Source organism: Halomonas sp. 25-S5 (assembly GCF_029889845.1).
Classification (GTDB): Bacteria; Pseudomonadota; Gammaproteobacteria; order Pseudomonadales; family Halomonadaceae; genus Halomonas.
In genome coordinates this window covers 1-25554 of sequence record NZ_JARANV010000033.1, presented here as the reverse complement: position 1 = coordinate 25554, position 25554 = coordinate 1, and the positions used below count along the sequence as shown (strand labels likewise).

The following is a 25554-nucleotide window of genomic DNA, read 5'->3' as shown; positions in this document are numbered from 1 at the left end:
CCGCCGTGGTGCCGTTCCGTCGCGACACGACTGAGAGCGCGACCGCCTGACTCCCGCCAGTATCAACGCAACATCGAGAGCCGGCCGCGCGCCGGCTTTCTTGTGCGCGCAAACCCGGAAAACTGAAGAAATCGGCTGATATGCGTCGTTGTACTGTCCTTGTCACTACATGACGAAGCGCATGTAGGCATGGAGCAAAAGAAAGGCCGGGGGTGCGCCACACGCCCGGCCTGGATGCTTCTCGATAAGAGCCGGCACGCCATGCCAGGCGTGTCACCAACGAAGCGTCGGCGAGATAGCGGGCTATCCCGGGCCAGGCAATGAGCCCAGCCGCAACAGGATACCAGCCCCTTCCTCGCCGGCACAGCCGGAGACGGAACATGCAGAACGCCATGTCACACGCAGCCCCTGAGTGCCCGCCCAACAGCGGCGAGTACCAGCCCGTGCTGCCTGAGTACCTGTCGACCCGAGAGGGGGCTCGACTGCTGGACGTGTCGGAGTCATCGCTCCGCCAGTCCCGCACAACAGGCCGCCTCCTATCCGAAGAAGCGCCGCAGTGGGTGAAGCTCGGCAGGAGCGTGCGCTATCGCCGCCGCGACATCCTGGAATGGGCAGAGCGGGTCGCGGTCGAGTGCCGCGCCGCTCAGGGCTAGGGGGTGCGTCATGACCGTATCAATGGATCGAGTCCTGTCCGCTGCCGGCCAGGACGGCGCCCACGTGCGCCCGCCGATGAAGATCGAGCTCACCCTGGCCCTGCTGGTCGAGGCCTATCACGAGCACCGCTATGTGTGCGCCCTGGACGCGCTGAATGACCACGGCGATACCTGCTTTCACAGCTCTATCGCGGATCTCAGGGAGAAGGGCTTGGAGTTCATCCAGCGAGACCACCCCCATATGCACCGCCACGGCGGCAAGGCGCTGTATCAGGACTATCGCCTGGCGGAAGGGAGTATCGAGAAAGCCGAGAGCATGCTGGCGATCTACCGGGCGGGACGCCGCGGGATCAGTCGGGCAGACGTCGAGAAGGCGTGTGCCTGAATCAGGGGAAGTGGCTGCCTGCCGGCGATTTTTTCGCTGGGCTTGCCCGGGCAGCCCAATCTTGATGCCGGAATGTGTCACAATGGGATTGGTCCGGGTCACCGCGTCTCGTGACCCTAAACAAACGAAACCCCGGAATCCTCGGAAGCTGTGGCAGGCGAAGAGGAAACCGGGGTCTAGAGAGAACTGCTATGGACAGAGTACCACCAAATGATGCCGAGCGCATCAATCGTAAGCCCGTGGATGAACGGAACCCCGCTTCCACGGAGCACCACGACCCTATAGGGGCCTTCAAGGATGCGATCGCGGCTGCCGGCCTCCCGGTGCCCGCTCACATCGAGGCCGACGGCCAACTTCACCGCTTCTCCACCAACGGGCGCAACGGCGACTCGGCGGGCTACTACGTGCTCCACCTGGACGGGATCCCGGCCGGGCACTTTGGTTGCTGGCGAACCGGCTTCAGCCAGAACTGGAGCGCCCGCAACGGTGGCCAGCTGGACCGCGAGGAGCTGGACCGGCTGCGTGCCGCCATGGAGGAGGCGCGTGCCGTTCGCGAAGCCAGGCGCGAAGCCCGCTATGTCGAGCGCGCAGAGCTGGCCAGAGTGCTGTGGAGCGAAGCCGAGCCCGCCGACGAAAACCATCCGTACCTGCTGCGCAAAAGCCTCAAGCCATGCGACGGCGTTCGTCAGAGCACGGTCAGCCTCAGCGAGTGGTTCGACGATCCATCGCGTGTCGGCGCCCTGCGTGACTGCCTGCTGATCCCCGTTCTCAATGAGCACGGAGATATCCAGTCACTGGAGGCCATCACCCCGAAGGGAGAGAAATACTTCCTGGCCGGCGCGAAGAAGGCCGGCGGCTTCTCGGTCATGCCCGGATTGGACCTGGTGGGGGAGTGCCCCGCCCTGTACATCGTGGAAGGGTGGGCCACCGGGGCCAGCATCCGCATGGCCACCAATGCGGCCGTCGCGGTGGCGTTCGACAGCGGCAACCTGAGGCTGGTCGCCGACTTCATGGCGACGCGCTACCCGGATCAGCAGCTGGTGATTGCCGGCGACAACGACCGCAAGGAAGACGGCACCAACCCCGGCCGGGATGCCGCCGATGCCGTCGCCAGGGACACCGGCGCTCTGCTGATGCTGCCCCCGTTCGACGACGAAGAGCCGGGCAGCGACTGGAACGACTACCACGCCAACCGCGGCATCTGGGCCCTGTGTGAAGCCCTGGACGTGAAGGCGGAGCTCAAGCGCCTGGCCACGCTGAGAATGGTCAACAGCTTCAAGGCCAAGCATCTGCTGGCCACGGAGCCACCGCCTCAGCAATACGTGATCGACGGCTTGATACCCGAGCCGGTTGCCGCCGCGATCGTGGCGCCGGGCTCGACCGGCAAGAGCTTCTGGCTGATGCAGTTGGCCGCCTGCGTGGCCTCGGGTACGCCCTTCATGGGGCAGTCGGTACCGCGCCCTGGTGGCGTGCTGATGCTGGGCGCCGAGGATGACCGTGACGAGATGGCTCGCCGGCTTCAAAGCATCGTGAAGGAGTACGAGTGGGACGGCTGTCGCCTCGATCCCGAGGCCTTGGGGGAGAACTTCTACCCCATATCGGTGTTGGGCCAGGACAACCGCCTGACCTACCACGATGGCCGCGACATCGTGCGCGACGCCCGTCGCGTCAATGAGGTGATCGCCACGGCGAACTCCATCCCGAACCTGCGCTTGATCATCATCGACCCCGTGTCGCGCTTTCGCTCCGGCGACGAGAATGACAACGAGGCCGCCACCCGCTTCGTCGAGGTCCTCGAGCAGATTCGCCAGGAAACCGGCGTCACCGTCCTGTGCGCCCACCACAGCCGCAAGGGCAGCACCGGCGATGGTGCAGATGACATCCGTGGTGCGAGCGCCTTCGTGGACGCCCTGCGCTTCGCAGGCACCCTGTCCAAACCCAAGCCCGGCAAGGGTTTGCCGCGAGATGAGGCGGACAAGCTGGTCCGCTTCAACGTGGTGAAGTCCAACTACCGCACGGACCTCTCCGAGCACTGGATGCGCCGTGGGGTGGGTGGGGTGCTCAAGCCAACCACCCCACCCCGGGCACCCCGGGCAGAGAGCTCCGCGTCGGACGACAAAGCCGAGGCGCGCTATCTCGACGCGCTGCCCACTCTAGCCAGCCTGGTGAAGAACCACGCCGATACCGAACAACCGCTGACAAGGCGCAGCATCCGCCAGTATGCGGGCACGTCCGGCATCTTCAGGATGGGTGACCAGAACCTGCGCGGGGTGGTGAGCCGCGCCATTGAGGAGGGGTATCTGGCAGTAGGTGATGACCATGCCCTGAAGATCCTCAAAGAGCCTCCAGAGGTGGGGTGATTTTGTGGGGTGGGGTGGTGGGGTGAACCACCCCACCCGAACCACCCCACCCCGTCTTAGGCCGCATGATGCGGGGGTTTCAGAGGATCGAGGGGGTGGGGTGGGGTGAAAATGTGCCACCCCAGCTGAAACCCGCATGACACGGGGCTTTGAGGTGGGGTGGGGTGGTCACTCCCCTACGGGGAGAGGGTGTGAAAGCACCCCACCCCTTGGGGAGGCGCCCGAAGGCGCGCGCCGCCAAGGCGGTGCGCGTAGCAGTCGACGACGATGGAGAGACCGATGAGCAACCCGACCTTGGTACCGGAACACCTCCGGCGCATGGCGGACGATCTTCACGACTTGGTGGCGTGGGCCAGCGACGAGGCGAAGTCGCTTCAGCCTGGCGATGGCGAGACAACCGCCAAGCTGGCGTCTGAGCTTCCCGAGGCGGTGAACCAGACCCTGGCCCTGGTCGCCATGCTGCAAAGCCAGGCGGAGGCTGGAGGGGCGGCACAGGCCTATGGCGTGGAGACCTGGCAGGCGGCGGGCAACGCGACGAATCGTGCCGGCCTGCTGGCGAGCGAGCTGCTGGAGGAGGGTGGCGATCCGATTGTCGCCGAGGCCTTCGAGGCGCTGGACTCCCGGCTCTGGTCGCTGTTCGAGCTGGCACACCCCGAGGAGGCTGCCGTAGGCCCGGATATCGACAACGTGCTGGTCTAGCCGGCGAGACAACCCGAGCGCTTGGCGCGCCCTGGTCGCCGTACCATGGCGAAGCCACCCCCAGCCACGGAGACATGACGTTGACCCAGGTTGCCGCTGCTACGGAGTCTCGACTGCATACCCGCGCAGACATCACCGCCTACAACCGCGCCATTGGTGCGCGAATCAAGGAAGCCCGCACCCTGGCTGGTCTGAGCCAATCGGCGCTGGCCAGAGCAGTAGGCGTGCGCAGTGACTTCATGGGGCGAGCCGAGACCGGCATCGATATCGAGGGCGGTGTGGCCCCTTGGATGCTTCACCGCATCGCTGTCGTCTGCTGCGTCAAAGTCGACTTCCTGCTGGGTCTGACGGAGGAGAGTGAACCTGACGAGCCGGGGCCCACCTGGCGAGAGCTTGCCTACATCAGCAATGGCAGTGCTGCCCGGGATCGTGCGCGCTATGTGGCGGACCTGGCCGTCCGCGATGCGCACCTTGCCGAGTTCTACGCCCTGGCCGCCGAGGTGCTGGACGGCATTCAGGGTGCGCAAGCGGCGATGGAGCGCGTCATCGAGCTCAACCCCCGGCGCTGGGAGAACGTGCGGGGTGGTGTTCGCCTTGCCGATGCCATCGAAGCGCTGGAGGAGTCCGCCAACGGACTGGCGAGACGGTCCCGCTTCTACGTCGAGCGCGAGATGATCGCCGAGGCACCGGAGATCCTTCTCGACCTGGAGATTGCCGCCGCCTGACCCGTTGCCAACAGCGCTCACCCTCCCTTCCAGCCCCGCCTCCGTGCGGGGCTTCGTGTATCTGCCTGTCTGCTGACCAAACCCGGAAAACTGCCCGAATTCCCCTCCCAGGCCCGTTGCATCATGACTCCACCAAGGGCAGGCAAAGCCCGCGAAAGGCTGCATAGGAGTCGTTACCGACATGCGTCAACTGAAGAACAACGCGAGGACTGAGAGGTGCCGCCAGATTCTGGCAGCGGCATATGACCTCGACCCCTCCCTGGTCCTCCTCACCAGCGTCGAGGCCGGCGATGTGCTGAGCGTCTCGGATGGCCTGATGAGGAGTGCCAGGCGTACCGGGATGCTCTTGGGGCGTCCCGCGCCGCCGCATATTGAGATCTCGACGAACGTCGTCCGCTATCGCCTGAGCGATCTCACCACGTGGCTGGAGACCGTGCTGGAGGAAGCCACGCGCCCAGCGCCTTCGAAGACCACCCGTCGCCGCACGACCCAAGGAGCCCAAGCCCATGCCTACTAACCACGACCATGAAATCCGCGAGGCCATGGAGCTCACCAGAGACGAGCTCGCCGCGGCGATGGACGGCGGCCAGCTGACCGAGGACGCGATTCGCCGCGCTCATGCGGCGTTCGAGTTCGCTATCAGCACCGTGCGCGAGCCGGCCCCGATGACCCAGCACGAGGCCATGGAGGCGTCCGTAGCGGCATTCTCACGTGAAGAGCGCGACCAAGCGGTGAGCCGCGCCCATCACTGCGTCGATTCCGTCCTCGAGGAGCTGCGCCAGGTGGCCATGGGCGACGCCCTGACCCCTGAGCGCGCGTTCCTGCTGGTGGTCGCCCTGGAGAGTGCCGGCGACAACCTGGAGGACATCCTGGAAGGGCTGTTCGACTGATGGCCAGCACCTCCATCGGCTCCGTCAAGGGCTCCTCCCGGGAGCTGCGTGACCGGTTCGGCGATGACGCCCGGCAGCGCCGCGCGGCGACGAACATCCTGGACCCCCGCGAGGTTCAGGGCGACTACGACGCCGGCCGGCTGATGGAAACCACGCTCAATGGCGAGCAGCGGCCCATCACCGACGAGGACCTGGCGGCGTTCCGTCGCAACGCCAAGATGCTGGGCAACCGCTTCAAGGGTGGCATCACGCCCCGCCAGGTGATCGACCTCAGCCTCCGCAAAGATAGGCACAGGGCGCGCACGGAGATCCCGAGCGCGGTACCGGCTGCCTCCCGCCAGGTGAAGGGCGGGGCTCTGGAGGCGCGCTTCATCACCAGTTCGAGCCCGCAGAGCAAGCGAGCCCGGCATCACGTGCTCGTGGAGTTCGTCGAGTTCGAGGGGCTGGTGGCCAACGGCGCGTTCAGCCCCCGCAAGGCCGCGCGGGAGCTGGCCAGGGGCCGCATCCGCTTCGATTGTAGCTGTGAGCACCACCGGTACCGCCGTCGCTACATCGCCACCATCGGCCGCTACAACGCCGGCCGACCTGAGACCGGCTACCCCAAGATCACCAACCCGGACTTGAGCGGCGTCGCCTGTAAGCACGTCCTGCGTGTCATGGCTGAGGTCGAGGGTGGCAACGCCGTCCAGATGTTCCTGGCCAGGGCCATCGACAAGGCCCGCGACGGCGGCACGGCGATTCAGCGCACGTCGCAGAAGGCCGCCGACCGTCAGGCCAAGAAGCAGGACAGCCGGCCCATGGCGGCGAACGCACAGGACACCGGCGACCGTGACTTCGATCGTTCGCGACGCGCCCTGCGCCGGCAGAGCCGAGCCACCACCACTGCCAAGCCCAAGAAGGTCGCCAACGGCGGAAAGCGCATGCAAGCGTTGGCGAATCAGGCGGCACAGGGCAATGGCAGCGCCCGCGACAAGCTGATGGCCGCCGCCCGGGAGTTCGGGATCTCACCAGAACAGGCCGCCGCCATCTTCCAAGCGGCCGCCAAGGACAAGTCATGACGACGCCCCGCGACCCGCTACAACGCGACCGCCTCGAGGAGCGGCTTCACCGCCGCGCCCTGGCCGGCGACCGCACCGCCTTCCTGCGCCTGCGCGGCCTTCGCCGCCTGTGGCGCACCCGAGACGCCAACCGCAAGAGCAAGACCCGCAACCAAGGAGAGACCCATGACTGACATCAACCGTGACGCCCTGATGGGCAAGGCCCGTTGCCTGGACGACCTCAACTCCGCCGATTTCCGCGAGTGGCTTGGGCTGACTCGCCAGGCCGACCGCCTGCGTCGTGACCTGAGCAACGTCCGCGCTCAGGGGCGGTTCACCGCCGCTGTCGCCCAGCACGGCAGCCCCGCCGAGGCCCTGCGCGCCGTTCAGTACGAGGTCGAGGCACTGACCGAGCGCCTCCACGAGGCCACCGTAGCCGGCTCAGATGCCGAGGAGGACCGCCGCGAGCTCGACGCACTTCTGAACCCCGTGACCAGCGGCCTGATCACCAAGGCCCGCGCGCTGCGTGAGCGCAAGGCCGCCCTGGAGGGGGGTCGAGGCCATATCGAGCGCGCCCGCACCTCCCGCGAGAGGGCCATCGGCGACCTGGTGGAGGCCGGACTTCCGCGCCGCATGGCGGACCGCCAGGCCAAGCCCACCCTGGCCGACATCGAGGCCCTGGGGCGCGAGCTGGCTGAACTTCCGGGCGAGATCGAGCGCAACGATGCCTTGCTGACCAGCTACGCGGGCCGGGTGGAGCTGTACCTGGCCGAGACCACCCACGAGGAGGAGGCCGCATAAGCGGCCCCGTTACCCCCTTCAGCTGACGATGGAGCCTGTCATGAGCAACGCCAAGCCGACCCCCTTCGATGCCTGGGCCGAGATTGTCCGGCAGTCCGATGAGCAGCAGAAAGAGCTCGCCACCCTGACCATGGAAGCCCGCTACCGCGCCGACGTGGCGACGTATGGCAGTGAGGAGGGCGCCATGCGGGCCGCGACCGTGCGAGCCCGTGACGCCATTCTGCTGACCGAAAAGGCCCGGAACCTGAGCGAGGAGGCGAGCTGATATGACTCAGGAACTGGAGACCATGACCGTCTCCGCTGCGCGGCTCCACAACAACATGGGGCCGCTGTGGGATGGGATTAACCCGAACCTGGTGGCCGCCATCTACGAGGTGAACCACAAACGGGAGCGCCTGGAGAATGGCCCCGTGGTTCATTGCCTGTTCGTCGACGACGCCAACCTGGAAGCGCAATTCAACTGGCAGTCGCCGTTTGATGGGACTGGCCCAGAGGCCCGGGCGCCGTCCCTGGCCGCCATGCTCCAGAGCGGTGCTATCCAGCCGCTGGCCGAGGCTATCGGCGAGCCAGTCGGAGAGGCCGTCAAAGAGGTCAGCGAGACCGCGCGCGGGCGCACGGGCATCACCAAGCTCAACAGTACGCAAGTGTTCAGCGGCATGCCGCCTATCCGCCTTCAGGCCACGATCATGCTGCGTGCCTGGCGCGATCCCCAGACCGAGGTGGAAGACCCGATGGACATGCTCATGGACTGGGCGCTTCCGAAGTACCTGGCCCCTGAGGGCACGCTATTGACCGCGGCGTTGGAGTGGTGGCGAGAGAACGATGACAAGGACGTGAACAGCCTGGTGGAGGCCGCCATGCCGTCGGCGGCGCCTTCCCTGCTGGCCATTCGCTACAAGGGGCGCACCTATGCCCCGATGGTGATCGAGTCCATCGGCCTGCCCCTCAACTCCCCCTCCGACAAGTTCGGTCGCTTCGTCCAGATCCAGATCCCCATCACGTTCGCGACGCTCACCGCCTGGGATGGGGCGGACTGGTACGACGCCAAGGCCCCCACGCGGTGAGGAGAGCCCCATGGCTGCGAAGAAGATGACCGCAAAGCAATGGGAGAAGGCCCGCAAGCTGTGGGAGGCGGACGCGCGTCCGGGTTACGCCTGGCTCCAACGCGAGCTGGACCTTCCGGTATCCCGTGTGGCCGTCAGTCGGCGTGCCAAGGCCGATGGCTGGGAGAAACGCACCGTCGAGGAGGAGCCCGCGCCGCCCAGTGTCGAGCCCGAAGTTACGCCAGAGGTTACGGTTACGCCCGAAGTTACGCAGGAGGTTACGCCCGTAACCAAAGGGCGCGGCCGGCCCAGCGAATACCGGCCCGAGTATGCCGAGCAAGCCGAACGCTTGTGCCTGCTGGGCTTCACGCGGGAGAAGCTGGCCGCCTTCTTCGAGGTGGACGAGCGCACCATCTACCGCTGGCAGCAGCAGCACGAGGACTTTCGCCATGCCATATGGCGCGGCGGCGCCCTGGCCGATGCCGAAGTGGCTCATGCGCTGTTCCATCGTGCCACCGGGGCCGTGGTGCCGGAGACGCACGTGGCCCAGCACCAAGGCCAGGTGATCCTGACAGACCTGGAGCGCCACTACCCGCCCGAGACCGCCGCCGCCCGGCTGTGGCTGAAAAATCGGCAGCCGGAGTTCTGGAAGGACAAGGTGGAGCTCGAGGAGGAGCCGACCATTGCCCTGGTAGACAAGGAGGCCATGAGAGGGCGTATCGAGGCCGCGCTGGAGAAGGCCGCACAGGTCGAGCGCGAGATGAGGGGGCGCGCCGAGCGTCTTGGCCTTGTGCACGATGACGGAACCTATCCCGGCAGCACCTACGAGGGTGAGTTCAGGGAGGGCGCCGGCGATGAGTGACTTTGCCCCTGGCTTCGACGTCCGCCCCGGCCACGAATACCGCCGAGAGCGCCTGGCCGGGGAGTACGACCGGCTGATGCGGCGCCGGCAGTGGGCGCTGCTGCGTGGTGACATGCCTGCCCTGACCAACCTGGACCGGCAGTTGCGTCGCCTCTCGATCGAGCGTCGGAACGTCGACGTGCTGGAAGTGGCGGCGCGGTGAACCGTTGTACCAGAGGGCTGGTACAACGCGCCCTTGTCGCCGCTGCTGCGTCGTAACATCACCATGGGAGGCCCATCAACGACCGTGAGGCCACCCCATGCGCGACCGCCTTGAGCTTGCCCGTCTCTTCCTGGAGCTGCTGACCATGGCGCTGGATATCGCCCAGCGCGTGGCCGAATGGTGGCCGTCGTGCTTGTGTTAGGCCGACAGCTCGTGCTCGATGGCGGTGGCCACGAACTGATTGAGGCTTTGACCCTTGGCCGTGGCGGCATCGACGGCGTTTTTGTGCAGATCCTCAGGCAGGCGCACCTGGAACTTACCGGAGTAGGACTTGGTAGGCTCGATGCCACGCTCCCGGCACTCCTCGAGGAAGACGCGCAGCGACACCTGCCCCTCCTCACGCAGCTTGGCCACGCTGTCGGCGTAGAAGTCGGCGCCGCCGTTCAGGCCGGTGAACTCGCCGCGGAACATCTCGATATCCGGGTCGTACTGGATGACGGCGCGATAGCCGTCGATGATCATGATGTTGTTCACGGGGTCTCTCCGTTCTCTTCCAACCACTTGCGGATGCTGGCCACCGCACCCTTGTCGGTATCGGGGGAAGGGTGGGGCCGGTGGAACACGCGCACCTCGCCAAACAGCGCGACGGCGATACGCGAGCCTTCCCGTTCCCGGATTTCAGCCCCCAGCGCCCTGAGCAGCGATTCGATGTCGCTCCATGGGATCGATCCCGGCGTGGGCCGGCTGAAGATGGCGGCCAGCGTCTTGGCGTGTTTTCGTTTCATGTCTCAATGGTACTACATTTTAGTATCACAGGCCAGAACACGCCAGCCGGATGCGCCGTGGAGGGCCGCTTTTGTGCGATGCGTCAAAGTCAAGATTATTCTTCTTATCTTGATTTTTCGGCGCCAATAAAATCAATGGCTTACGTGAGGCGTGATTATCACCCTGGCCGACTGCCTGAGAGTGCCCAAAAGGGTCCGACTCTTACCAAAATGGTCTCAGTGAGAGCAAGGCGCTCTCACTCGCGCCAGATTGGGGTCAGAGTCCCCAAGATGGGGACGAAAAACGTCCCCAAGATGGGGTCAGTTATCCCAACTTGGGGTATCTGAGTCACCCCAAGTTGGGATAACTCGCCGTGTGGCCGGCTCTACTTTCTTAAATACCTATTTAAGGAAGTAGACCGATGGCCACCCGAGTCAGGGCAAGATGCCCTCAGTCAGGTCAAATTGGCCTATCTCAGTCAGGTCAATTTGGCCTGACTCAGGCGGGCGCGGGGCAAACCGGGAATCTCCGGTTAGCCGAATCCCCGCGGGCGCGGGGCTTTCGACCGATACCCAGATTCCTGTATCGACGAGGCATCCCCGCGCGCCCGGGTGCGAGGACTTGACCTCCGAAATCGGAGATCAAGCGGCTGGCATCCCCGCGCGCCCGGGTGTGGGGGAAAGTGCGAGCATCATCGCAGTTTTCAAAGTCGAGGCATCCCCGCGCGCACGGGGCGGCGACTGAGTCGGCTCATCTTGGGCCGAGTCGGCTCATTTCGGCTGTTCCCGTCCACGCGGATGCGGGGCGCGCCACCTAAATACCTCCAATCGGAGGGAATCGACCCCGCCCGCCCACGCGGTAGCGGGGGGCCTGTTCCGTCCAGACCCCTGCCGGCGAGGAGGTTACCTGGAGTAATACCCCGAATCTGGGGAATTGGCCGATAGGCGGAATTCCGCCTATCTCGGCACCTCCGGCGGCTTGGGCGGATCGCCAGGCCTGCCCGTCGCCTGCCACAGCAGTCGCACCGCATACCAGTGGTCGCGGGCCGTGGTGGGTGCCAGGTCATGGGCCCTGAAGTAGCGGTACACGTGGGCCTTGCCGATCTGGCGGGGGTCGCAGCCGCACCACGTCGCGAAGGCCTCCGCGCGCTTCACCTGCCTCTTGCGCGCCGCCTTGCTCCCCCTGCGAGCGTGGAGGTTGAGCCGGTGCCGGACCTCTGCCGGGAGTCTCATGCCGCCCGCCCGATGTAGGCCGTCATGATCGCCACGCGGCTGTGACCCAGCTCCTTGGCGATCGTCAGGCGTGCCGCCCGGTCATCCTCCCGGCTGGCCTGGCCGCCCAGCATCGGCGGTTGGTGGCCGGTGAGCTGCTGGTAGCGCTCGGCAGCGTAGGCGGCCCGCAGCTCGTGAAGGCGCCCGATGCCCGCGGCTTGGAGCGACTCCCGGGCATCGCGTAGACCGCCTTCTCGCCACTCCCGCCAACTCTGTTCCGATGGGACAAGGCTCCGGGCGCCGCCCTGGGCATCGGCGGCCCTGGTCAGGACCTCGACCTGGCGTTGCGTCGTGACAGGGACCGTGCGCGCCCGGCCGCCCTTGGTGCCGCTGGTGATCGCCACCCTGCCTTCCTGCTGGGCCTGCCTCAGTGCTGCCCGGGCGTCGATCAGCGAGGCCTCCTTGCTGCGCAGGCCGAACTCCCGGGCCAGCTCCACCACCGCCGCGCCGCGTTCCTGTCCGCTGCTGCGCAGGGTGTCGGCGACGATGGCCACGGTGCCCCGCTCGATGCCCTGGGGCGCTTCCTGACGCACGTTCGAGCGCTTCTCGACGCCGCAATCCTTGGTAGGGCTGACGCTCTGCCACCGCCCCTGGCTGGCCAGCCGCATGACGCTGTTCACCGCCGACACGAGATTCTGCCCGTAGCTGGCAGACAGCTCGCCGGCCTCGACCCGGGCGGCGATGCCCTGGCCGTAGGTGGCCACGTGCTGCGCTGTGACGTGTTCCATGCGCCGGATGCCCTCACCCTTGGCATAGGCGGCGAACGCCTGCCAGCGGTCGCCCAGCGCCGCCGCAGACGCATACGACGTGGCGCCCTCCCGGGCCGCGCGGCTGGCCGCGAACGCGCCCGCCTTGGCGAGATCCCGCGTCTTCAGGCCGTAGTTGTTGGCTCTGGCCATGCCCTCCTCCTGTTCTTGGTGCTTCTGGTCGACCCCATCCCCCGCCGTTGGCGGTAAGTGATTCGCTGCGTTTAGGCACGCGCAAGCCTTGGGGTAGCCGCTTGTTTCACGCTGGCGGCAAGTCAGCGGACTGGTATCGCGTTGGGTAGTGACGGGATCCCATCGGGTGCTATGGCGCGGGGATGCGCACGCCGGCAGCGTCAGGCGCTGCCAGCTCCGGCGTAGGGCCAGGGCCCCGGTCCTTGCGAGGGACCGCCCGGGATCGTCGTCACGTCGCCGTGTCCTGCTGGCACAGGGACGGCGCTTCAGGTCATGCGGCGTTGCGCCGCTGGCATTCATGGGGAGGTCATTTCGCCGGTTTTCGTCCGGCGAGGTGAAGCCGAGAGGCCCGTGAATGGCGGGCTCCCGGGGTGGTAGCCCCATGCGTCTCTGTGCTGACGCGACAGAGACGCATGGGCAGGACGGCGGCGCCCTTGGCTGGGCGGCGTGCGGGTCGCGAAGAGCGCCCGGGCGTCGGCGGTGAATTGCCTGTGACGCGCCCGGAAGCACTCCAGCGAACGCGCACACCACGCCAGCGGCGGAGCGTGCCGTCTTGGATCACGGCCACGATGGGCCGGGGGAGGTTGAGTTAGAAGCGGTGATTCCCGCTCCTAAGCCATCGACCGCAGCGGGCCGAAGTTCAGTATTCGCCTGGCAGGGCGAAGCGTGCGGCAGGACCGCAGGGGATCATCCGCCTTGGGGAGTGGCGGTGGGGAGGCTCGAGGCCGGGTTCAGATGCGACAGGGTGCCGTCGAGAGGGCGCACCTTGGGCATAGTGCCGACGCAGGCAGACGCGAGCGAAGGCGGTTTGGAGTCATCCGCTGCCCTGGAGCAGGACGAGACGGAGATAGGGCGCGAAGCCCGATATCACTCAGCCCGGAGGCTGGTAGGCCCGTTGAGGGCGGTTCGAATGCTGATCTGGGTTTCGAGGCCAGCGCTACCCCGCTGCCCGTGGGCAGGACTTCAAGGACCGAATTGGTAACGAGGCCGGCATCCCCGGTCGCAGCGCGACAGTAACCGGGTCAGATTACCCCGATTGGTTGAGGGTGTGAAGCCCACCGCATCCGGGTTGGCCGTATACGGCGGGACCGGGCACGGCTCTCCCGTATCCGGCGAATCCGACACAAGCAAGGATTGAGAGACCAGCAAGGACTGAAGGGGCAGCAAGTACAGACACACGGCGTCGATCATGCCCGCCTGCCGCTGCTGTGGGCGCGCGCGGGGCGAAAGGTGCCGAAGGTGGGCAAGGGGGCGGGTTCGACCTGTCGGCGCTCACAGGGCCATTCTCGGCGCCCTGGCGAACTGCTGGCGAGTTGGCTACCCATGGCGACCCACGAGCACCCAGCCGCCGACAGCGGTTCCGAATTTAGCGAGAGCGGTAGTAGACTGATCCGAATCGGGTTCTTGGCGCTGGCACGCCGGGGCCCGAAAGCGAAAGACCCCCGGTGCTGGTAACACCGAGGGTCTGGAGCGGGGCTGAGAAGCCTGTAGTTCTGTGCCGCGCGGCCACCCTTGGGGAAGGCACTCGCCGCGTCGGCTACCAACCCACCGCTTTGAGGCGGTGGCTCAGTCACGTGGTCGCTTGGCGACCGCCGCTTTGTGCATGATAGCGGCGGCAACCGGGCGGCTCAAATGATTTGGAGCTGACCGGCTATGGAGGCCGTCAATTACTTCGCCGATACGCTGCCCGCGCGGCCCCGCTGCGCCAACGATCCGGCCGTCGACAACCGCATTCGCATCAAGAGCCGCGCCGTCGGCTATCGGCTGATCGAGCCCAACACTGCCGGCATGGTCCGGTGGCTGATGTTCGACATCGATCGCCCCGAGGCCGTGCTGGACTGGGAAGAGCGTCGCGTGCCGGCGCCCACCCTGACCTGCCAGAACCCCGAGAACGGCCACGCCCACCTGCTGTACGCCCTGACCGTCCCCGTGGCGCGCACCAATGCCGCCCGGCTGGGACCGCTGCGCTATGCCGAGACCGTCGAGCGTAGCCTGAGAGCCGCGTTACAGGCCGACAGGGGCTATGCCCGCACCCTGGTCAAGAATCCGCTTCACGCGCATTGGCGCGTCCACCAGTGGGCCGATGCCTACGCCCTGGGCGACCTGGCCGACGAGCTGACGCTGATCCCCTTCGAGAAGGCCGCGAATGAAGACATCGCCGGCCTGGGGCGCAACTGCGAGACCTTCGAGCGCTTGCGGCATCACGCCTACCGGGCGGTGCGTGACTTCTGGGGGCCGGGCGGTGAGGCCCGCTTCCGGGCGCACCTGGTCGAGGTGGCTGGCGATATGCAGAGCGCATTCACGACGCCGCTGCCGGTCAAGGAGGTCGAGGGCATCGCCAAGAGCGTGGCCAAGTGGACGTGGAAGCGGTTCAGCCCGGAGGTCTGGCGGGGCTTCGTGGAGCGCACGCACACGCCCGAGATCCAAGCTAAGCGTGGCGCGCGGAAAGGCAAGGCACGTCGTGACGAGCTGATGCCGCGTGTGCTCGAGCTCATTGGCGAGGGCAAGTCACAAGCCGAGATAGCCACAACGCTCAGCATCCCGAAACAGACGCTGAGTCGTTGGGTGAAGGCCTATGCCTAACCCGTGTCCCAATACCTAATATCAGATAGGGCACCCCTTGGGGTGGGGGTTAGCCGAATAGAACCACCTGTTCCAGAGGGCGACCACACCAAACGCGCCCCGCCTGCTGCTGACTTGGGTGGGGAAATACCTAATGTCAGATAGGGCAACCGCTTGGGTGTCGGAAATATTTCCGAGGGTGTCCTGAGACGGGACCTCCCTGCCCGGCCGGCACAACGCCAAGAGTGAGTTACGGGGCTTCAGCCTGGCCCGCTGATCGACCGTAGGGCCCTCCAGCTGACGAGAGGCCGCCCGTAGTGGTGTCCTTCCCCTGCCTGACAGGCCGTAGAGCCATTCCTTCCTGGTGCTGAACCGCCGTAGTGCCAGCCTCCTGTCGTGTTGACCATCCGTAGGGGGGCACATTAACTGTGCCCCCTGGTCACTGGTTGGAAACCACCAATTTCGCCCTCCTCACCGCAAAAACCCCGTGTTGGACCCCTGTATAGAGACACGGGGCAATGGATACGCCGTCCCCGTGGATCTCAACCACGCGATACGGAGGGGCCAGCTATGGCAGCTCGCACGAAGACCACCACCATCCGCAACAACGCCGTCATCCGCGCGACGAAGCTCAACAGCCACAAGCTGGGGGCCAGCGCGGCCCACACCTGGCGCACGATGCCGGTACCGCATGCCGACAAGTCTCGGACGCCCCTCAACGAGGATTGGCGGCCGGTGTCGAGCCCCAAGGCACTGCGCGCCGCGATCCGCGAGCGCCTGGAGCTGGCCGATAACGTGGCCGCCGATTCGGTGCTGGTCATCGAGTACGTGGTGTCTGGTCCCCATGAGGTCTTCGCCGAGCAAGGCGGTCCCGTGGAGTGGCGCCCGTACTTCCGCGATGCGCTGGCCTTCCTGGAAGCTCGCCACGGTGCCGAGAACATCGTTGGGGTGAACGTCCAGCTCGATGAGCTCACGCCTCACCTGGTGGTCTACGCCGTGCCCCTGGTGAACTACCCGGCGACCACGCGGACGCGCAACGTCATCCTGGGGAAGCGTGACGGCGAGTGGATCCGGGGTCCGAAGTCCTTCGATGTGCCGGCCCGCACGGCGCTGAGCGCGACGCACTTCATGGGCCGCCGTGACCAGCTGCGCGAGCTCCAGACGACGTTCGCCGAGGAGGTGGCCATCCCGCATGGCTTGCGCCGGGGGCTGCGCCACTCCGCGGCGACCCACGTCACCACCAAGGCGTATCACCAAGCGTTGGCCCGTGGCCTGGCCGAGAACCTGAACCTGTCGCCCGACGACCTGGCCCGGCAGGGGCTGCTGTGGGGCAAGGAGAGCCCCGAGGAGCACGCCGCCAGGGTGAGCGCCTTCGTGGTCGAGCACTACGCGCCCACGGTGGCCAGGGCGGCGACGGCGGACCTCGATCGTCGCCGCGCGGACGAGATGGCAGAGACCGCCCGGCGCACGGAGGTCGCCCTGGACGAGGAGCGCCAGGCCCACCAGCAGACCCGGGAGCGTCTGGAGGAGCTGGTGGCCGGCCTGACGCCTGAGGAGGTGGAGGGCATCAAGGAGGTTTCCCGCGACCGTCTGCGGGAGCGTCGTGAAGCCGAAGAGGCGCGCAAGCGGGAGGAGGTCCAGCGGCAGGAAGCGGAGCGCAAGGAACGTCAGCGCCTCGAGGACGAACGGGCCGCCCGGCTGCGCCGCCTGACCCCGGAGGCCCTGGCCCGGCTGGAGAGCGGCGAGCGCGTGCGTGCGTGGCGCCTGGCAGTGAAGCGCGATGACCTGGAGGCGACGCTGGACGCCTGGGCTGAGAGCGGCCTGTTCGAGGTGGATGGCACCCTGACGCCGAAGGGGCGCGCCCTGGTCGAAGGGGAAGTCCCCAAGGCGCCGGAGGGCAGCCCTGCCCGCGAGGTGAGCCCGGCGAAGCCCTGGCCGGGCATGCCGTCACGCTCGCCGTTCGAGCGCTGAGCGAAGGAACTTCCTTTCTCCTCTTTTTGTCCATACAATTAAATCCATGATCATCGACTTCGATCCCAACAAGAGCGACCGGAACGAGCGAGAGCGCGGCCTTCCCTTCACGGCGGTCGAGCGCTTCGACTGGGAAGGCGCGGTGTTCTCGGAAGACAACCGGTTCGAGTACCCGGAGCGTCGCTTCATCGGCCTGGGGAAGATCGGCCAGCGCGTCCACGTGGTGTGCTTCACGCCGATTGAGGACGGGATCCGAGTCATCAGCCTGAGGAAGGCCAACCCACGGGAGGTACGCCGCTATGAAAACGCGACTCACGGATAAAGACGGCGAGGTGCGCGAGCTGACCGATGCCGACGTGAAGCGCATGCGCCCCATGTCGGAGGTCCTGCCCGTCAACCTCCAGCGCACCATCGGCCAGCGCGGGAAGCAGCACGCGCCCACCAAGGTGAAGACCTCGATTCGCCTCTCTCAGGAGGTGGTCGAGCACTTCAAGGCCGAGGGCGAAGGCTGGCAGCGCCGCATCGACCAAGCCCTGAAGCAGTACATTCGCGAGCATGGCCACAGCTGAGGGGGCAAGTCGGAGTTGACCCCCTCCCAGCTGGTTGGAAACCACCAGTGCCACCGCGACCAGCCGCCCATCGAGGCGGCTTTCTTTTTTGCGTTAAAGCGTTATTTCGTCATTGCGTTATACTGCCAAGGGCAACCTATCGGGTGAGAGCAGCCCCACGGGGTCGGCTTTTCGCCGTGACGCTTTAACGAATTGACGCAATAACGCAAGGAGGGACGGACGCCATGGGCTACATCATCGGTGTGGTGAGCCAGAAGGGTGGGGTGGGCAAGTCCACCGTGGCCCGGGCCATCGCCACGACCTACGCCGCCGCCGACTGGAACGTGAAGATAGGCGACCTCGATATCAACCAGTCCACCAGCTTCACCTGGCTTCAGCGCCGGCTGAGCCGCGGCATCGAGCCCGTGGTGGCCGTCGAGACGTTCGGTACCGTGGGCCAGGCCCTGAGGATCGCCGACGCCTACGATCTCATGGTGTTGGACGGTGCCCCACATGCGACCCGGGCAACCGCCGAGATTGGCCAGAAGTCGCACCTGGTGGTACTGCCTACCGGGCTGTCCCTGGACGACCTGGAGCCCACCGTGATCCTGGCCAACACCCTGGTCAGCGAGCATGGCGTCCCGATGGAGCGCATCGCCATTGCGCTGAGCCGCGTCGGCGACAGTCCCCGTGAGCTCGAGGAGGCCCGCGCCTACCTGGAGGCGACCCCCTACCACGTGCTCGACTCGCAGGTACCGGAGAAGACCGCGTTACGCCGCGCACAGGATGGCGGCCTGTCCGTGGTGGAGACCCCCTACAAGGGGCCGCGTGAGCAGGCGGACCGGCTGATTCAGGCCATCATCGACCGCCTGGAATCCGTAACGAATTAACGCAATAACGCTTTAACGCAAGGAGTCGACGACATGGCCGCACCCAGCAAGAAGCCAGGCAGCAAGGGGCTTCCCCCGCAGCCGACGCAGACCGCCCACGTGGTGGGCAACCACACCAGCAAGCCCGAGGCAGGCTCTACGGTGCCCTGTAACTTCCGGGTGAGCCCGGAGTTTCGACGCCGCCTGAAGGCCTTCGCCGTGGCGCACGACATGAGCATGGTCGAGGTGTTCGAGACGGCAGTGAACGAGTACATGGAGCGCAAGGGCGGCGCCTGAAGTGTGCCGCTTCGTTCATCATGGCAAAAATCACGAAATCACGTTTTGACACTTTCACAAAATCACGCTAAGGTGAAGCCATGACAACAGCACGGCGAGACACTCACCCCATGACACCGAAGAAGCCGGTTACCGAGCGCGCCCTGACGGCCAGGTTGAATCGCCGGCTGAAGAAGGACGGAAGGAAGATCCACAAGACGCCGCCCAGTGCTCAGCAAGAGCTTGGTACCTGGCACGTCGTCAACCTGGAGCAAGGCACGATCGCCGCCCACGGCATTGAGAGCCTGGAGGAGTTTGCAAGAGAGGAAGGAGTCTTAAAGCCGTTCGAAGCCCTGGAGGGCTGAATGAAAGAGGCCCCGCGACGGGTGGAGCCGTCCGGAGCCATGACATCGCGTCAACCTTGGGAGCAAACGCAATGTACGTAAATGATACGCCCCGCCGTGTGCGGGTGGGAACCCTGACCCGCCGACAGCTGGCCGCCCTGGTCGAGGTGCTGAGCCCGTACCGCGCCGAGCCTGTCACCGCCCCTGTCATGGAGCTGGCCGCCCGGCTGGCCCGCATCGAAACCGCCCACCCCAGCATGGAGGCCGCCCAATGAACCGCCAGGAAGCTAACGCCATCGTTTTCGGGTTCGAGGCCGCGTCGACTCGCCTGGAGCACACCGAAGCGCTGTTCGAGGCCATCGCCTCGCTTCTCGACACCCACCGCCCCGCTGACCACATGACCGTGTTGAAACTCGCTCAGCTGGGCAAGGAGGTCGCCAGCGACGGAATGTCCGAGGCATATGAGGCCGGTCTCCATGCCGAGCAGGCGCTGTCGCAAGCCACGCCAGTCGCTGCCACCCTCACAGAGGAGTCCGCCTGATGAAGACCACCATTACCTTCGACACGAGCCTGGTTGCGGATCCTGAGCAGCGCGAGCGCCTGGAGGAGGCGCCGGGGTTCGAGCTGGCCTACCTGCTTCGCGGACTGGCCGACGAATGCGACCGCAAGGCGGACCTGCCCATGTCCCGGGCGTTGCGGCTCGACAGCGGCCCCATCGTCGGCGAGGTGGCCACCGAGCAGGCGTGGGGCGATAAGGACGAGCTGGTATTCCTGACCACTCAGGACGTGATCGCCAAGACGGGGCTGTCCAGCACCACGGTTCAGCGCCGGCGAGAGAGCGACCTGACCTTCCCCAAGCCGGTGGTGCTGAGCCGGGTTTCCGGCCGGGCGCGCACGATCCGCTGGATCAAGTCCGAGGTCGAGGCCTGGATGCGGCAACAGGCGCTGTGCCGCCTGGAAGTGGCGGAGGAGATCGAGGCATGAGCACCCTGATTGAGCTGCTGAGCGTGGTTACCGTGCTGGCCCTGGTGACGCCGGGGCTGGTGGAGTTCGATAAACGAGTCATGGAGCGCCGACATGCGTCTTGAGCAACTGGGCAACGATGACCAGCTGATCATCTGCCAATCCAGCGGGAGCGTTGAGCGCGCGTCCCTGCTGCTGGAGTCTGTCATCACGCGTGACGGGGTGGACCGGCTCCACGCTCACGACCGGGCTGCGATCGAGGCGGCCTACGGGATCCTGTCCGACCTGGTGGAGCGCCTCGAGGAGCGTCAGGAGTCGTGGGACGACGAGCTGGCGTCCCGCTGGGACCTGGAGGAGCATGCCGGCGTGGTGAAGGCATCCAGCAAGGCCCGGGCCGGCGACTGGCCCGCCTATGAGGCCAACTACGTGCTGGGCACCAACACCATCCTCTTCCGTCGCCCGGGCGATGACGACATGCTGCCGTATGACTGTCCCCCCATGGAACTGGCGCCCAGCGTGCTGCCCCTGGTCGAGCGCATGGCCCTGAGCCCGACGCCGAAGGCGAGCGATGCCGAGGGGGTGGGTCCATGACCGCTGCCGAGATTGAGAGCGCCATTCGGTTCTGCGACTCATACAGCCGGATGCCGGCCTTGCTGAACCTGTTTGATCCGTTTGAGCCGGACTTGTCTGCCTGGTTTCGCGCGCTGGGCGAGGAATGGTCGTGCTGTGACAACACGGGGGAGTTCAAGTACGCATTACAGGAGATCCTCGGCTGCGCAAGCGCAGAGCCCGAGTACGTCGAGCTAATGATGACGCAGGAAGAGCGTGCTGCCCTGGCTGCGCTGCCTGATGTAATAACGATCTACCGCGGCTGCTATCAATGGAATGTGGAAGGCCTCTCTTGGAGCCTGGCGAGGGATATCGCAGCGAAGTTCCCTTTTTTGAACCGCTATCACCACCCGGACAGCGAAGCCTTATTGGTGGAAGCGACCGCCAACAAGCATGACTGCGTTCTGAAGCTGGATAGAGGCGAGCAGGAAGTTATTTGCTGGGAGCCCAAGATCAAGAGCCGCCATACCCTGGAGGTGTCCTCATGGAGACGCTGAATCGCTCTTCCTACGCGCCGTCCGTCGCGCCCCTGGAGGCCTACCGCCAAAGGGCGGAAGCCCATCCGCTGCGCTCCAAGCGGGCGCTGCGGGATATGCTGCGAGCTGCCGACCGGCTCAGGGCCGTCGGGTTCCGCCAGGCAGGGGAGGGCGCCTGATGGGCGATGTCATCAACCTGAGGGGGCAAGAGGTGAACGTTGCCTTCCGATACACGCAGGGCGACATCTGCACCGCGCTGCGACTGGCGTTGGAGCACCCCAAAATAGCCGAGGACCTGGAAGAGGCATTCTCCGAGCTGCTGTTCGGGACCGATGACCCCGAGCACCCCGAGTACGGCCAAGACTTCGCCCGGGAGATGCTGTTCAAGATTCTCGAGGCCGCCAGCGGCCTGACGCAGGAGGTGGGTGATGTTTGAAGGCGTCAGCGATGAGGTGAGGGCCGAAGCCCGGAAGATCCTGGAGGAGGTCCGCAAGCAGCGCGACGCTGCCGAGCGGCACAGAGACAGGGCGCTGGCCGATGGTGGTGGGGATGCCTATCTGTTCTGGGTACGCATCCATCGAGAGCTCCACCTGGCGCAGGGCCGCATCGGCAATGACGTGGAGGGCATCCAGTGAGCGACTTCCGCGCCGAGCGTATCGGCCTGACCAACGCGGCACGCCTGCTGGGTGTGCCAGTCACAGAGCTGAAGGACGCCATTCACCGCGGGGAGCCCTTGCGCGGGGTGACCCCGCCCCGGCCGCTGGTCCGTGCCGGCGAGCACCGGGGCAACATGCTATTCCTGGCTGGCGACGTCATGGACTGCGCCGAGGCATTGAACAAGGAGGGCAACGCCCGATGAAGATCGAGACCCGCACCGGCCTGGTGTACGACGAGAGCGACCCGGGGTGCTCCCTGGCCCTGGCCACGACACAGGGCGAGCTGTTCGCCTTCGTGGTGGCGATCGACACGGGCCACGACGGCCAGCAGCGTCACCCCGCGCCCTACTGGGGCCGGTACAGCCACGAGGCGCCCGAGGCCAGCGTCGAGCGCATCCTGACCACCGGCAGCGCCTGGCCGCGCCTGCCTAAGCTGGAGGGGTGACCATGATCGAGCAACGCCACTTCGACGAAGCCGAGCGCATCCTGTCCGGGGGCTTCGCCCAGCACAGCGAGGCATTCCACGAGGGCCAGCGCTATGCCCTGGCCTGGTGCCTGGCCGGCAAGCCCAAGGCGACGCCGGAGCGCAACCGGGAGACGGCCTGCCCCTATGAGAGCGGCACCGCCGAGCGCGATGCCTGGCAGAGTGGATGGGCGTCGGGTCACGCCACCGCCGTTCAGGCGCGCATCGTGAAGGCTCCCGGGGTGCTCCACGAGCTGCCTCTGCCTCAGGGTGGTCATGTGCTGGTCACCGAGCCGGAGCTGGGGGTCTATGCCTGGGAGATCGCGGACGAGGAGGGCGAGACGCTGCGCGAGGCCGGGGGCTACCCGTTCGCGGCCGCGGCCTTGCGCGATGCCCTGGAGGAGGCCTTGGGCCATGGCTGACCAACGCGCCACGATCAACGCCTGGCTGATCGAACACGGCTACCTGACAGCCCTCGAAGAGCTGGCCGACGAGGAGCCGCTGGCCAACGTCGCCGAGGCGGTGCGGGAGATCATCGAGAGCGAGGCGCCGGAGATGGCCAGAGACGCGCCCTGGTTGGCCGTGGCGGCCGGGTTCGCCCGGGACAGCGAGGGCGTCACCGTCGTGGCCGACACCGTGAACGGCTTCACGGTCTGCGAGCTGACCCGCCTGACGCCCGAGGTGGAGTATCTGGAGCCTGACGACTTCGTGCCGGCGATCGACCAGCTTCAGGAAGGCGAGGCCATCGCCACCACCTTCGCGCCGGGCGACGAGCGTCTGGCGTGGATCGATGAGGAGTACGGGTTACAGGGGTGGCCTGACGGCGTGGCCGCCCTTGCCGACAGCCTGGCAAAGGAGCCTGCCATGCCGACGATGAAGACCAGCCCGCAGCTGGACCGGGACCTTCTGAAGGATGCCCATACCGACCTCGAGGCCATTCGCGACATGCTGCGCGAGGGCGACACCGTGCGCGCTCGCCAGGCGGTGGGCCGGCTGCTGGGCGCGATCGAGGCCCGACAGTCCGACTGGCGCAACCAGCGCTTGGGGGACTGGGAGTATCGCTACGACCTGGAGGCCGCGGCGGTTCACTTCGAGAGCGCCGACGGCTACCGGGGCCGGTACCAGTTTGACGAGGAGTGGCTGTGGTTCCAGTGCCCGGGGCAGGACGACATGCTCCAGCGTGGTTGCCGCGAGATGCGCGAGCCCATCGAGGTGCTGGACAGGGCGGAGGAGCTTCGCCAGGAGCACCTCCTGGAGGAGGCCGCCCATCGGCGTTTGTCTGGCGAATAGCCCAGACATGAGAAGGGGGAGCCACCGAAGCGGCTCCCCCTGTCCCATCAAGGTGCTCCCGTCTGCAAAGGAGCCCCGTCACGATACCCCGCGCCCGGCCAAGCCCTGGGCGCGTTTTCCCGCCATGAACGAAGAGAGGGCAGGCGCCGAAACGCCTGCCCTCTTTGCTTCCCATGATGAAGCCGCCCGCCCGGCGAACTGCGAGGAAGGAGAGGCCTCCCGAGCGGACGCTTCCAGAGTAGCGCCCCTCCACCTCAGCCGAGGGCGACTTTTCCGCCTGTGCGCCCGAAATTTCACGCTGCCGGGGTGGTGGAAGTGGTAATGTGGTCAAGTGAATGGTTGATATGGCCATCAATCAAGGGTGATTCCGCCATGTGTTCACACTTCTGCCAAGAGCGTGAACGCTGGGTTTCACCACCTCCCCCCATGGCCACTATCGACCACCCAAGAGCCACGACAAGAACGAGGGCCCACCCATGCGCACGAGCCAAGCCCCACGCCTCACCCCGCGTCGCGTCGAGACCCTGCCCGCCAAGGACCGCCCCTACCGCGTGCCCGATACCGGGGCGCCGGCCCCTGGTCTGCTGCTGGTGGTCTACCCCTCCGGCCGCCGCGCCTGGCTGTCACGGCTGACGATCGCCACCGGCCACCTGCCCCCGACCGCAACCGGCGAGCCACTGCGCCGCCGCCCTGGTCGCCGGGTCGACGTCCAGATAGGGCCCTGGCCGGCGTGGAGCATCGACGCCGCCCGCGAGCGTCATCGCGAGAACGTCGCCGCGGCCGCGCGTGGCCACGATCCCCGCCACCTGGTGGCCGCCAGTGAGGTGGTCCCGCTATTCGGCGACATGATGCGCCGCTGGCTGGCTCACCTGGAGCGCATGGGGGAGCTGGCCCCGTCGACCCTGGCCGCCCATCGCCAGCGCTGGCAGGCCTATCTGTCGCGTCTCGACGGGGTGCCGGTCGACCAGCTGACGCGACAGCACATCGCCCCGGAGCTGACCCGCGCCGCCGAACGCTCGCCGGTACAAGCCCGCGCCACGCTGTCGACGCTGCGCAGCGCCCTGGAGTGGGCGCACGGCCAGGGCTGGCTCGAGGAGAACCCGGCCAGCGGCATGAAGCCGGCCACCTATGGCGGCAAGGCCGGGAAGGCGCGCGACGTGGCGTTGACTCTGGAGGAGCTGCGCGTGGTGTGGGCCGCCCTGGACGTGGGGCGCCTGGCCACGGCCACCGTCGACGCCCTCCGGCTGCTGATCCTGACCGGCGCCCGGCGTGCCGAGGTGGCCGGCATGGCCATCGAGGAGTTGGATCTCGACACGGGAGAGTGGCACCTGCCGGCGGAGCGCACCAAGACGAAGGAGGGGCGCACGGTCTACCTGTGTGCGGAGGCGGTGGAGCTGCTGCGTGCCCGCCTGGCCGCCATCGGCGCCGCCTCAGGGCCGGTATTCCGTGCCGGGGCCGGCGACAAGGGGCTGACGCCGGCGAGCCTGAGCCGCGCCGTTCAGCGCCTCCAGCGGCAGCCAGACCGGCAGGGCAGAGGCGGGGGCGCGCTGGCCGCCCTGGGCCAGGCCAAGCCGTTCCGGGTCCATGACCTGCGCCGCACCTGCGCCACGCTGTGGGGGGAGCACCTGGCCGCGCTGCCCCATGTCATCGAGCGTCTGCTGGGTCACGCCCCGGCCAATGCCCTGGAGGCCGTCTACCAGCGGCAAACGTATCGAGATGAGCAGCGCGCCCTGGTCAAGCGATGGGGCGCCCTGGTGCGCGACCACGTGGCCAACGACCCCGGCGCCGCCGTGGTGCCGTTCCGTCGCGACACGACTGAGAGCGCGACCGCCTGACTCCCGCCAGTATCAACGCAACATCGAGAGCCGGCCGCGCGCCGGCTTTCTTGTGCGCGCA

At 66.7% G+C, this 25554-nt stretch carries 38 protein-coding genes; 34 read left to right on the top strand and 4 right to left on the bottom strand.

Going from position 1 to position 25554, the window contains the following annotated elements; genetic code table 11:
* Positions 1 to 380: 380 nt before the first annotated feature.
* The 14 genes from OP498_RS17210 (at position 381) to OP498_RS17145 (ending at position 9657) form a co-directional block, all read left to right on the top strand.
* Positions 381 to 653, top strand: coding sequence for a helix-turn-helix domain-containing protein (locus OP498_RS17210; RefSeq protein ID WP_280554574.1), 273 nt, complete (start codon positions 381 to 383; stop codon positions 651 to 653).
* A 10-nt stretch (positions 654 to 663) separates the two neighbouring features.
* Positions 664 to 1038: a hypothetical protein gene (locus OP498_RS17205; protein ID WP_280554573.1), complete on the top strand. Its 375-nt coding sequence runs from the start codon at positions 664 to 666 to the stop codon at positions 1036 to 1038.
* A 191-nt stretch (positions 1039 to 1229) separates the two neighbouring features.
* A complete protein-coding gene (locus OP498_RS17200) occupies positions 1230 to 3398 on the top strand; it encodes an AAA family ATPase (RefSeq protein WP_280554572.1) in 2169 nt (722 codons plus the stop codon).
* Between the two features lie 279 nt (positions 3399 to 3677).
* Positions 3678 to 4097, top strand: a complete 420-nt coding sequence (locus OP498_RS17195) for a hypothetical protein (RefSeq protein WP_280554571.1) — start codon at positions 3678 to 3680, stop codon at positions 4095 to 4097.
* 80 nt (positions 4098 to 4177) lie between these two features.
* Positions 4178 to 4822, top strand: coding sequence for a helix-turn-helix transcriptional regulator (locus tag OP498_RS17190; RefSeq protein ID WP_280554570.1), 645 nt, complete (start codon positions 4178 to 4180; stop codon positions 4820 to 4822).
* 181 nt (positions 4823 to 5003) lie between these two features.
* On the top strand, positions 5004 to 5339 hold the full coding sequence (locus OP498_RS17185; RefSeq protein ID WP_280554569.1) for a hypothetical protein: 336 nt from the start codon (positions 5004 to 5006) through the stop codon (positions 5337 to 5339).
* A complete protein-coding gene (locus OP498_RS17180) occupies positions 5329 to 5712 on the top strand; it encodes a hypothetical protein (RefSeq protein ID WP_280554568.1) in 384 nt (127 codons plus the stop codon). The genes OP498_RS17185 and OP498_RS17180 overlap by 11 nt, the downstream gene beginning before the upstream one ends.
* Complete coding sequence (locus OP498_RS17175; RefSeq protein WP_280554566.1) at positions 5712 to 6770, top strand: hypothetical protein; 1059 nt, start codon at positions 5712 to 5714, stop codon at positions 6768 to 6770. Before OP498_RS17180 ends, OP498_RS17175 begins: the two co-directional genes overlap by 1 nt.
* Positions 6767 to 6943 carry a hypothetical protein gene (locus OP498_RS17170; protein ID WP_280554565.1) on the top strand — a complete coding sequence of 59 codons (177 nt, stop codon included), beginning with the start codon at positions 6767 to 6769 and terminating at the stop codon, positions 6941 to 6943. Before OP498_RS17175 ends, OP498_RS17170 begins: the two co-directional genes overlap by 4 nt.
* The gene (locus tag OP498_RS17165) at positions 6936 to 7550 is read left to right on the top strand and encodes a hypothetical protein (RefSeq protein ID WP_280554564.1); all 615 of its coding nucleotides are present in this window, start codon (positions 6936 to 6938) and stop codon (positions 7548 to 7550) included. Before OP498_RS17170 ends, OP498_RS17165 begins: the two co-directional genes overlap by 8 nt.
* A 40-nt stretch (positions 7551 to 7590) precedes the next feature.
* Positions 7591 to 7815, top strand: coding sequence for a hypothetical protein (locus OP498_RS17160; protein ID WP_280554563.1), 225 nt, complete (start codon positions 7591 to 7593; stop codon positions 7813 to 7815).
* 1 nt (position 7816) lies between these two features.
* On the top strand, positions 7817 to 8614 hold the full coding sequence (locus OP498_RS17155) for a hypothetical protein (RefSeq protein WP_280554562.1): 798 nt from the start codon (positions 7817 to 7819) through the stop codon (positions 8612 to 8614).
* A gap of 10 nt (positions 8615 to 8624) precedes the next feature.
* A complete protein-coding gene (locus OP498_RS17150) occupies positions 8625 to 9455 on the top strand; it encodes a hypothetical protein (protein ID WP_280554561.1) in 831 nt (276 codons plus the stop codon).
* A complete protein-coding gene (locus OP498_RS17145; RefSeq protein ID WP_280554559.1) occupies positions 9448 to 9657 on the top strand; it encodes a hypothetical protein in 210 nt (69 codons plus the stop codon). The genes OP498_RS17150 and OP498_RS17145 overlap by 8 nt, the downstream gene beginning before the upstream one ends.
* Positions 9658 to 9855: 198 nt before the next feature.
* Here the strand turns inward: OP498_RS17145 and OP498_RS17140 are convergent, their stop codons facing one another.
* The 4 genes from OP498_RS17140 to OP498_RS17125 form a co-directional block, all read right to left on the bottom strand.
* Positions 9856 to 10191, bottom strand: coding sequence for a type II toxin-antitoxin system HicB family antitoxin (locus OP498_RS17140; protein ID WP_280554557.1), 336 nt, complete (start codon positions 10189 to 10191; stop codon positions 9856 to 9858).
* Entirely contained in the window at positions 10188 to 10442 is a 255-nt protein-coding gene (locus tag OP498_RS17135; protein ID WP_280554555.1) for a type II toxin-antitoxin system HicA family toxin, read from the bottom strand. Before OP498_RS17135 ends, OP498_RS17140 begins: the two co-directional genes overlap by 4 nt.
* A gap of 936 nt (positions 10443 to 11378) precedes the next feature.
* Complete coding sequence (locus OP498_RS17130; RefSeq protein WP_280554554.1) at positions 11379 to 11654, bottom strand: hypothetical protein; 276 nt, start codon at positions 11652 to 11654, stop codon at positions 11379 to 11381.
* Positions 11651 to 12592, bottom strand: coding sequence for an integrase domain-containing protein (locus tag OP498_RS17125; protein WP_280554553.1), 942 nt, complete (start codon positions 12590 to 12592; stop codon positions 11651 to 11653). The genes OP498_RS17130 and OP498_RS17125 overlap by 4 nt, the downstream gene beginning before the upstream one ends.
* Before the next feature lie 1692 nt (positions 12593 to 14284).
* On the opposite strand from OP498_RS17125, the gene OP498_RS17120 reads away from it, so the two are divergent.
* The 20 genes from OP498_RS17120 (at position 14285) to OP498_RS17025 (ending at position 25493) form a co-directional block, all read left to right on the top strand.
* The gene (locus tag OP498_RS17120) at positions 14285 to 15214 is read left to right on the top strand and encodes a replication initiation protein (protein WP_280554551.1); all 930 of its coding nucleotides are present in this window, start codon (positions 14285 to 14287) and stop codon (positions 15212 to 15214) included.
* Between the two features lie 549 nt (positions 15215 to 15763).
* Positions 15764 to 17164: a MobV family relaxase gene (gene mobV / locus OP498_RS17115; RefSeq protein ID WP_280554550.1), complete on the top strand. Its 1401-nt coding sequence runs from the start codon at positions 15764 to 15766 to the stop codon at positions 17162 to 17164.
* A gap of 46 nt (positions 17165 to 17210) precedes the next feature.
* Positions 17211 to 17486 (top strand): BrnT family toxin, encoded by a 276-nt coding sequence (locus OP498_RS17110; RefSeq protein WP_280554548.1) that lies wholly within the window; start codon positions 17211 to 17213, stop codon positions 17484 to 17486.
* Positions 17464 to 17733 (top strand): BrnA antitoxin family protein, encoded by a 270-nt coding sequence (locus OP498_RS17105; protein ID WP_280554547.1) that lies wholly within the window; start codon positions 17464 to 17466, stop codon positions 17731 to 17733. The genes OP498_RS17110 and OP498_RS17105 overlap by 23 nt, the downstream gene beginning before the upstream one ends.
* A 224-nt stretch (positions 17734 to 17957) precedes the next feature.
* Positions 17958 to 18602 carry a ParA family protein gene (locus OP498_RS17100; RefSeq protein ID WP_280554546.1) on the top strand — a complete coding sequence of 215 codons (645 nt, stop codon included), beginning with the start codon at positions 17958 to 17960 and terminating at the stop codon, positions 18600 to 18602.
* 33 nt (positions 18603 to 18635) lie between these two features.
* The gene (locus OP498_RS17095; RefSeq protein ID WP_280554544.1) at positions 18636 to 18878 is read left to right on the top strand and encodes a hypothetical protein; all 243 of its coding nucleotides are present in this window, start codon (positions 18636 to 18638) and stop codon (positions 18876 to 18878) included.
* Positions 18879 to 18988: 110 nt separating this feature from the next.
* Positions 18989 to 19222, top strand: a complete 234-nt coding sequence (locus OP498_RS17090) for a hypothetical protein (RefSeq protein WP_280554543.1) — start codon at positions 18989 to 18991, stop codon at positions 19220 to 19222.
* 71 nt (positions 19223 to 19293) lie between these two features.
* Positions 19294 to 19476, top strand: coding sequence for a hypothetical protein (locus OP498_RS17085; RefSeq protein WP_280554541.1), 183 nt, complete (start codon positions 19294 to 19296; stop codon positions 19474 to 19476).
* On the top strand, positions 19473 to 19742 hold the full coding sequence (locus OP498_RS17080; protein ID WP_280554539.1) for a hypothetical protein: 270 nt from the start codon (positions 19473 to 19475) through the stop codon (positions 19740 to 19742). The genes OP498_RS17085 and OP498_RS17080 overlap by 4 nt, the downstream gene beginning before the upstream one ends.
* Positions 19742 to 20185: an AlpA family phage regulatory protein gene (locus tag OP498_RS17075; protein WP_280554538.1), complete on the top strand. Its 444-nt coding sequence runs from the start codon at positions 19742 to 19744 to the stop codon at positions 20183 to 20185. The genes OP498_RS17080 and OP498_RS17075 overlap by 1 nt, the downstream gene beginning before the upstream one ends.
* Before the next feature lie 93 nt (positions 20186 to 20278).
* Entirely contained in the window at positions 20279 to 20755 is a 477-nt protein-coding gene (locus OP498_RS17070) for a hypothetical protein (protein ID WP_280554536.1), read from the top strand.
* Entirely contained in the window at positions 20752 to 21270 is a 519-nt protein-coding gene (locus OP498_RS17065) for a hypothetical protein (protein WP_280554535.1), read from the top strand. The genes OP498_RS17070 and OP498_RS17065 overlap by 4 nt, the downstream gene beginning before the upstream one ends.
* Positions 21258 to 21428 (top strand): hypothetical protein, encoded by a 171-nt coding sequence (locus tag OP498_RS17060; RefSeq protein ID WP_280554532.1) that lies wholly within the window; start codon positions 21258 to 21260, stop codon positions 21426 to 21428. Before OP498_RS17065 ends, OP498_RS17060 begins: the two co-directional genes overlap by 13 nt.
* On the top strand, positions 21428 to 21685 hold the full coding sequence (locus tag OP498_RS17055) for a hypothetical protein (protein WP_280554531.1): 258 nt from the start codon (positions 21428 to 21430) through the stop codon (positions 21683 to 21685). The genes OP498_RS17060 and OP498_RS17055 overlap by 1 nt, the downstream gene beginning before the upstream one ends.
* Positions 21678 to 21884, top strand: a complete 207-nt coding sequence (locus tag OP498_RS17050) for a hypothetical protein (RefSeq protein ID WP_280554529.1) — start codon at positions 21678 to 21680, stop codon at positions 21882 to 21884. Before OP498_RS17055 ends, OP498_RS17050 begins: the two co-directional genes overlap by 8 nt.
* The gene (locus OP498_RS17045; protein ID WP_280554527.1) at positions 21881 to 22108 is read left to right on the top strand and encodes a hypothetical protein; all 228 of its coding nucleotides are present in this window, start codon (positions 21881 to 21883) and stop codon (positions 22106 to 22108) included. Before OP498_RS17050 ends, OP498_RS17045 begins: the two co-directional genes overlap by 4 nt.
* Positions 22105 to 22350, top strand: coding sequence for a hypothetical protein (locus OP498_RS17040; RefSeq protein ID WP_280554525.1), 246 nt, complete (start codon positions 22105 to 22107; stop codon positions 22348 to 22350). The genes OP498_RS17045 and OP498_RS17040 overlap by 4 nt, the downstream gene beginning before the upstream one ends.
* Positions 22351 to 22352: 2 nt before the next feature.
* Positions 22353 to 22790 (top strand): hypothetical protein, encoded by a 438-nt coding sequence (locus OP498_RS17035; RefSeq protein WP_280554523.1) that lies wholly within the window; start codon positions 22353 to 22355, stop codon positions 22788 to 22790.
* Positions 22783 to 23658, top strand: coding sequence for a hypothetical protein (locus tag OP498_RS17030; RefSeq protein ID WP_280554522.1), 876 nt, complete (start codon positions 22783 to 22785; stop codon positions 23656 to 23658). Before OP498_RS17035 ends, OP498_RS17030 begins: the two co-directional genes overlap by 8 nt.
* Before the next feature lie 476 nt (positions 23659 to 24134).
* Positions 24135 to 25493 (top strand): site-specific integrase, encoded by a 1359-nt coding sequence (locus OP498_RS17025; RefSeq protein WP_280554521.1) that lies wholly within the window; start codon positions 24135 to 24137, stop codon positions 25491 to 25493.
* Positions 25494 to 25554 lie beyond the last annotated feature (61 nt).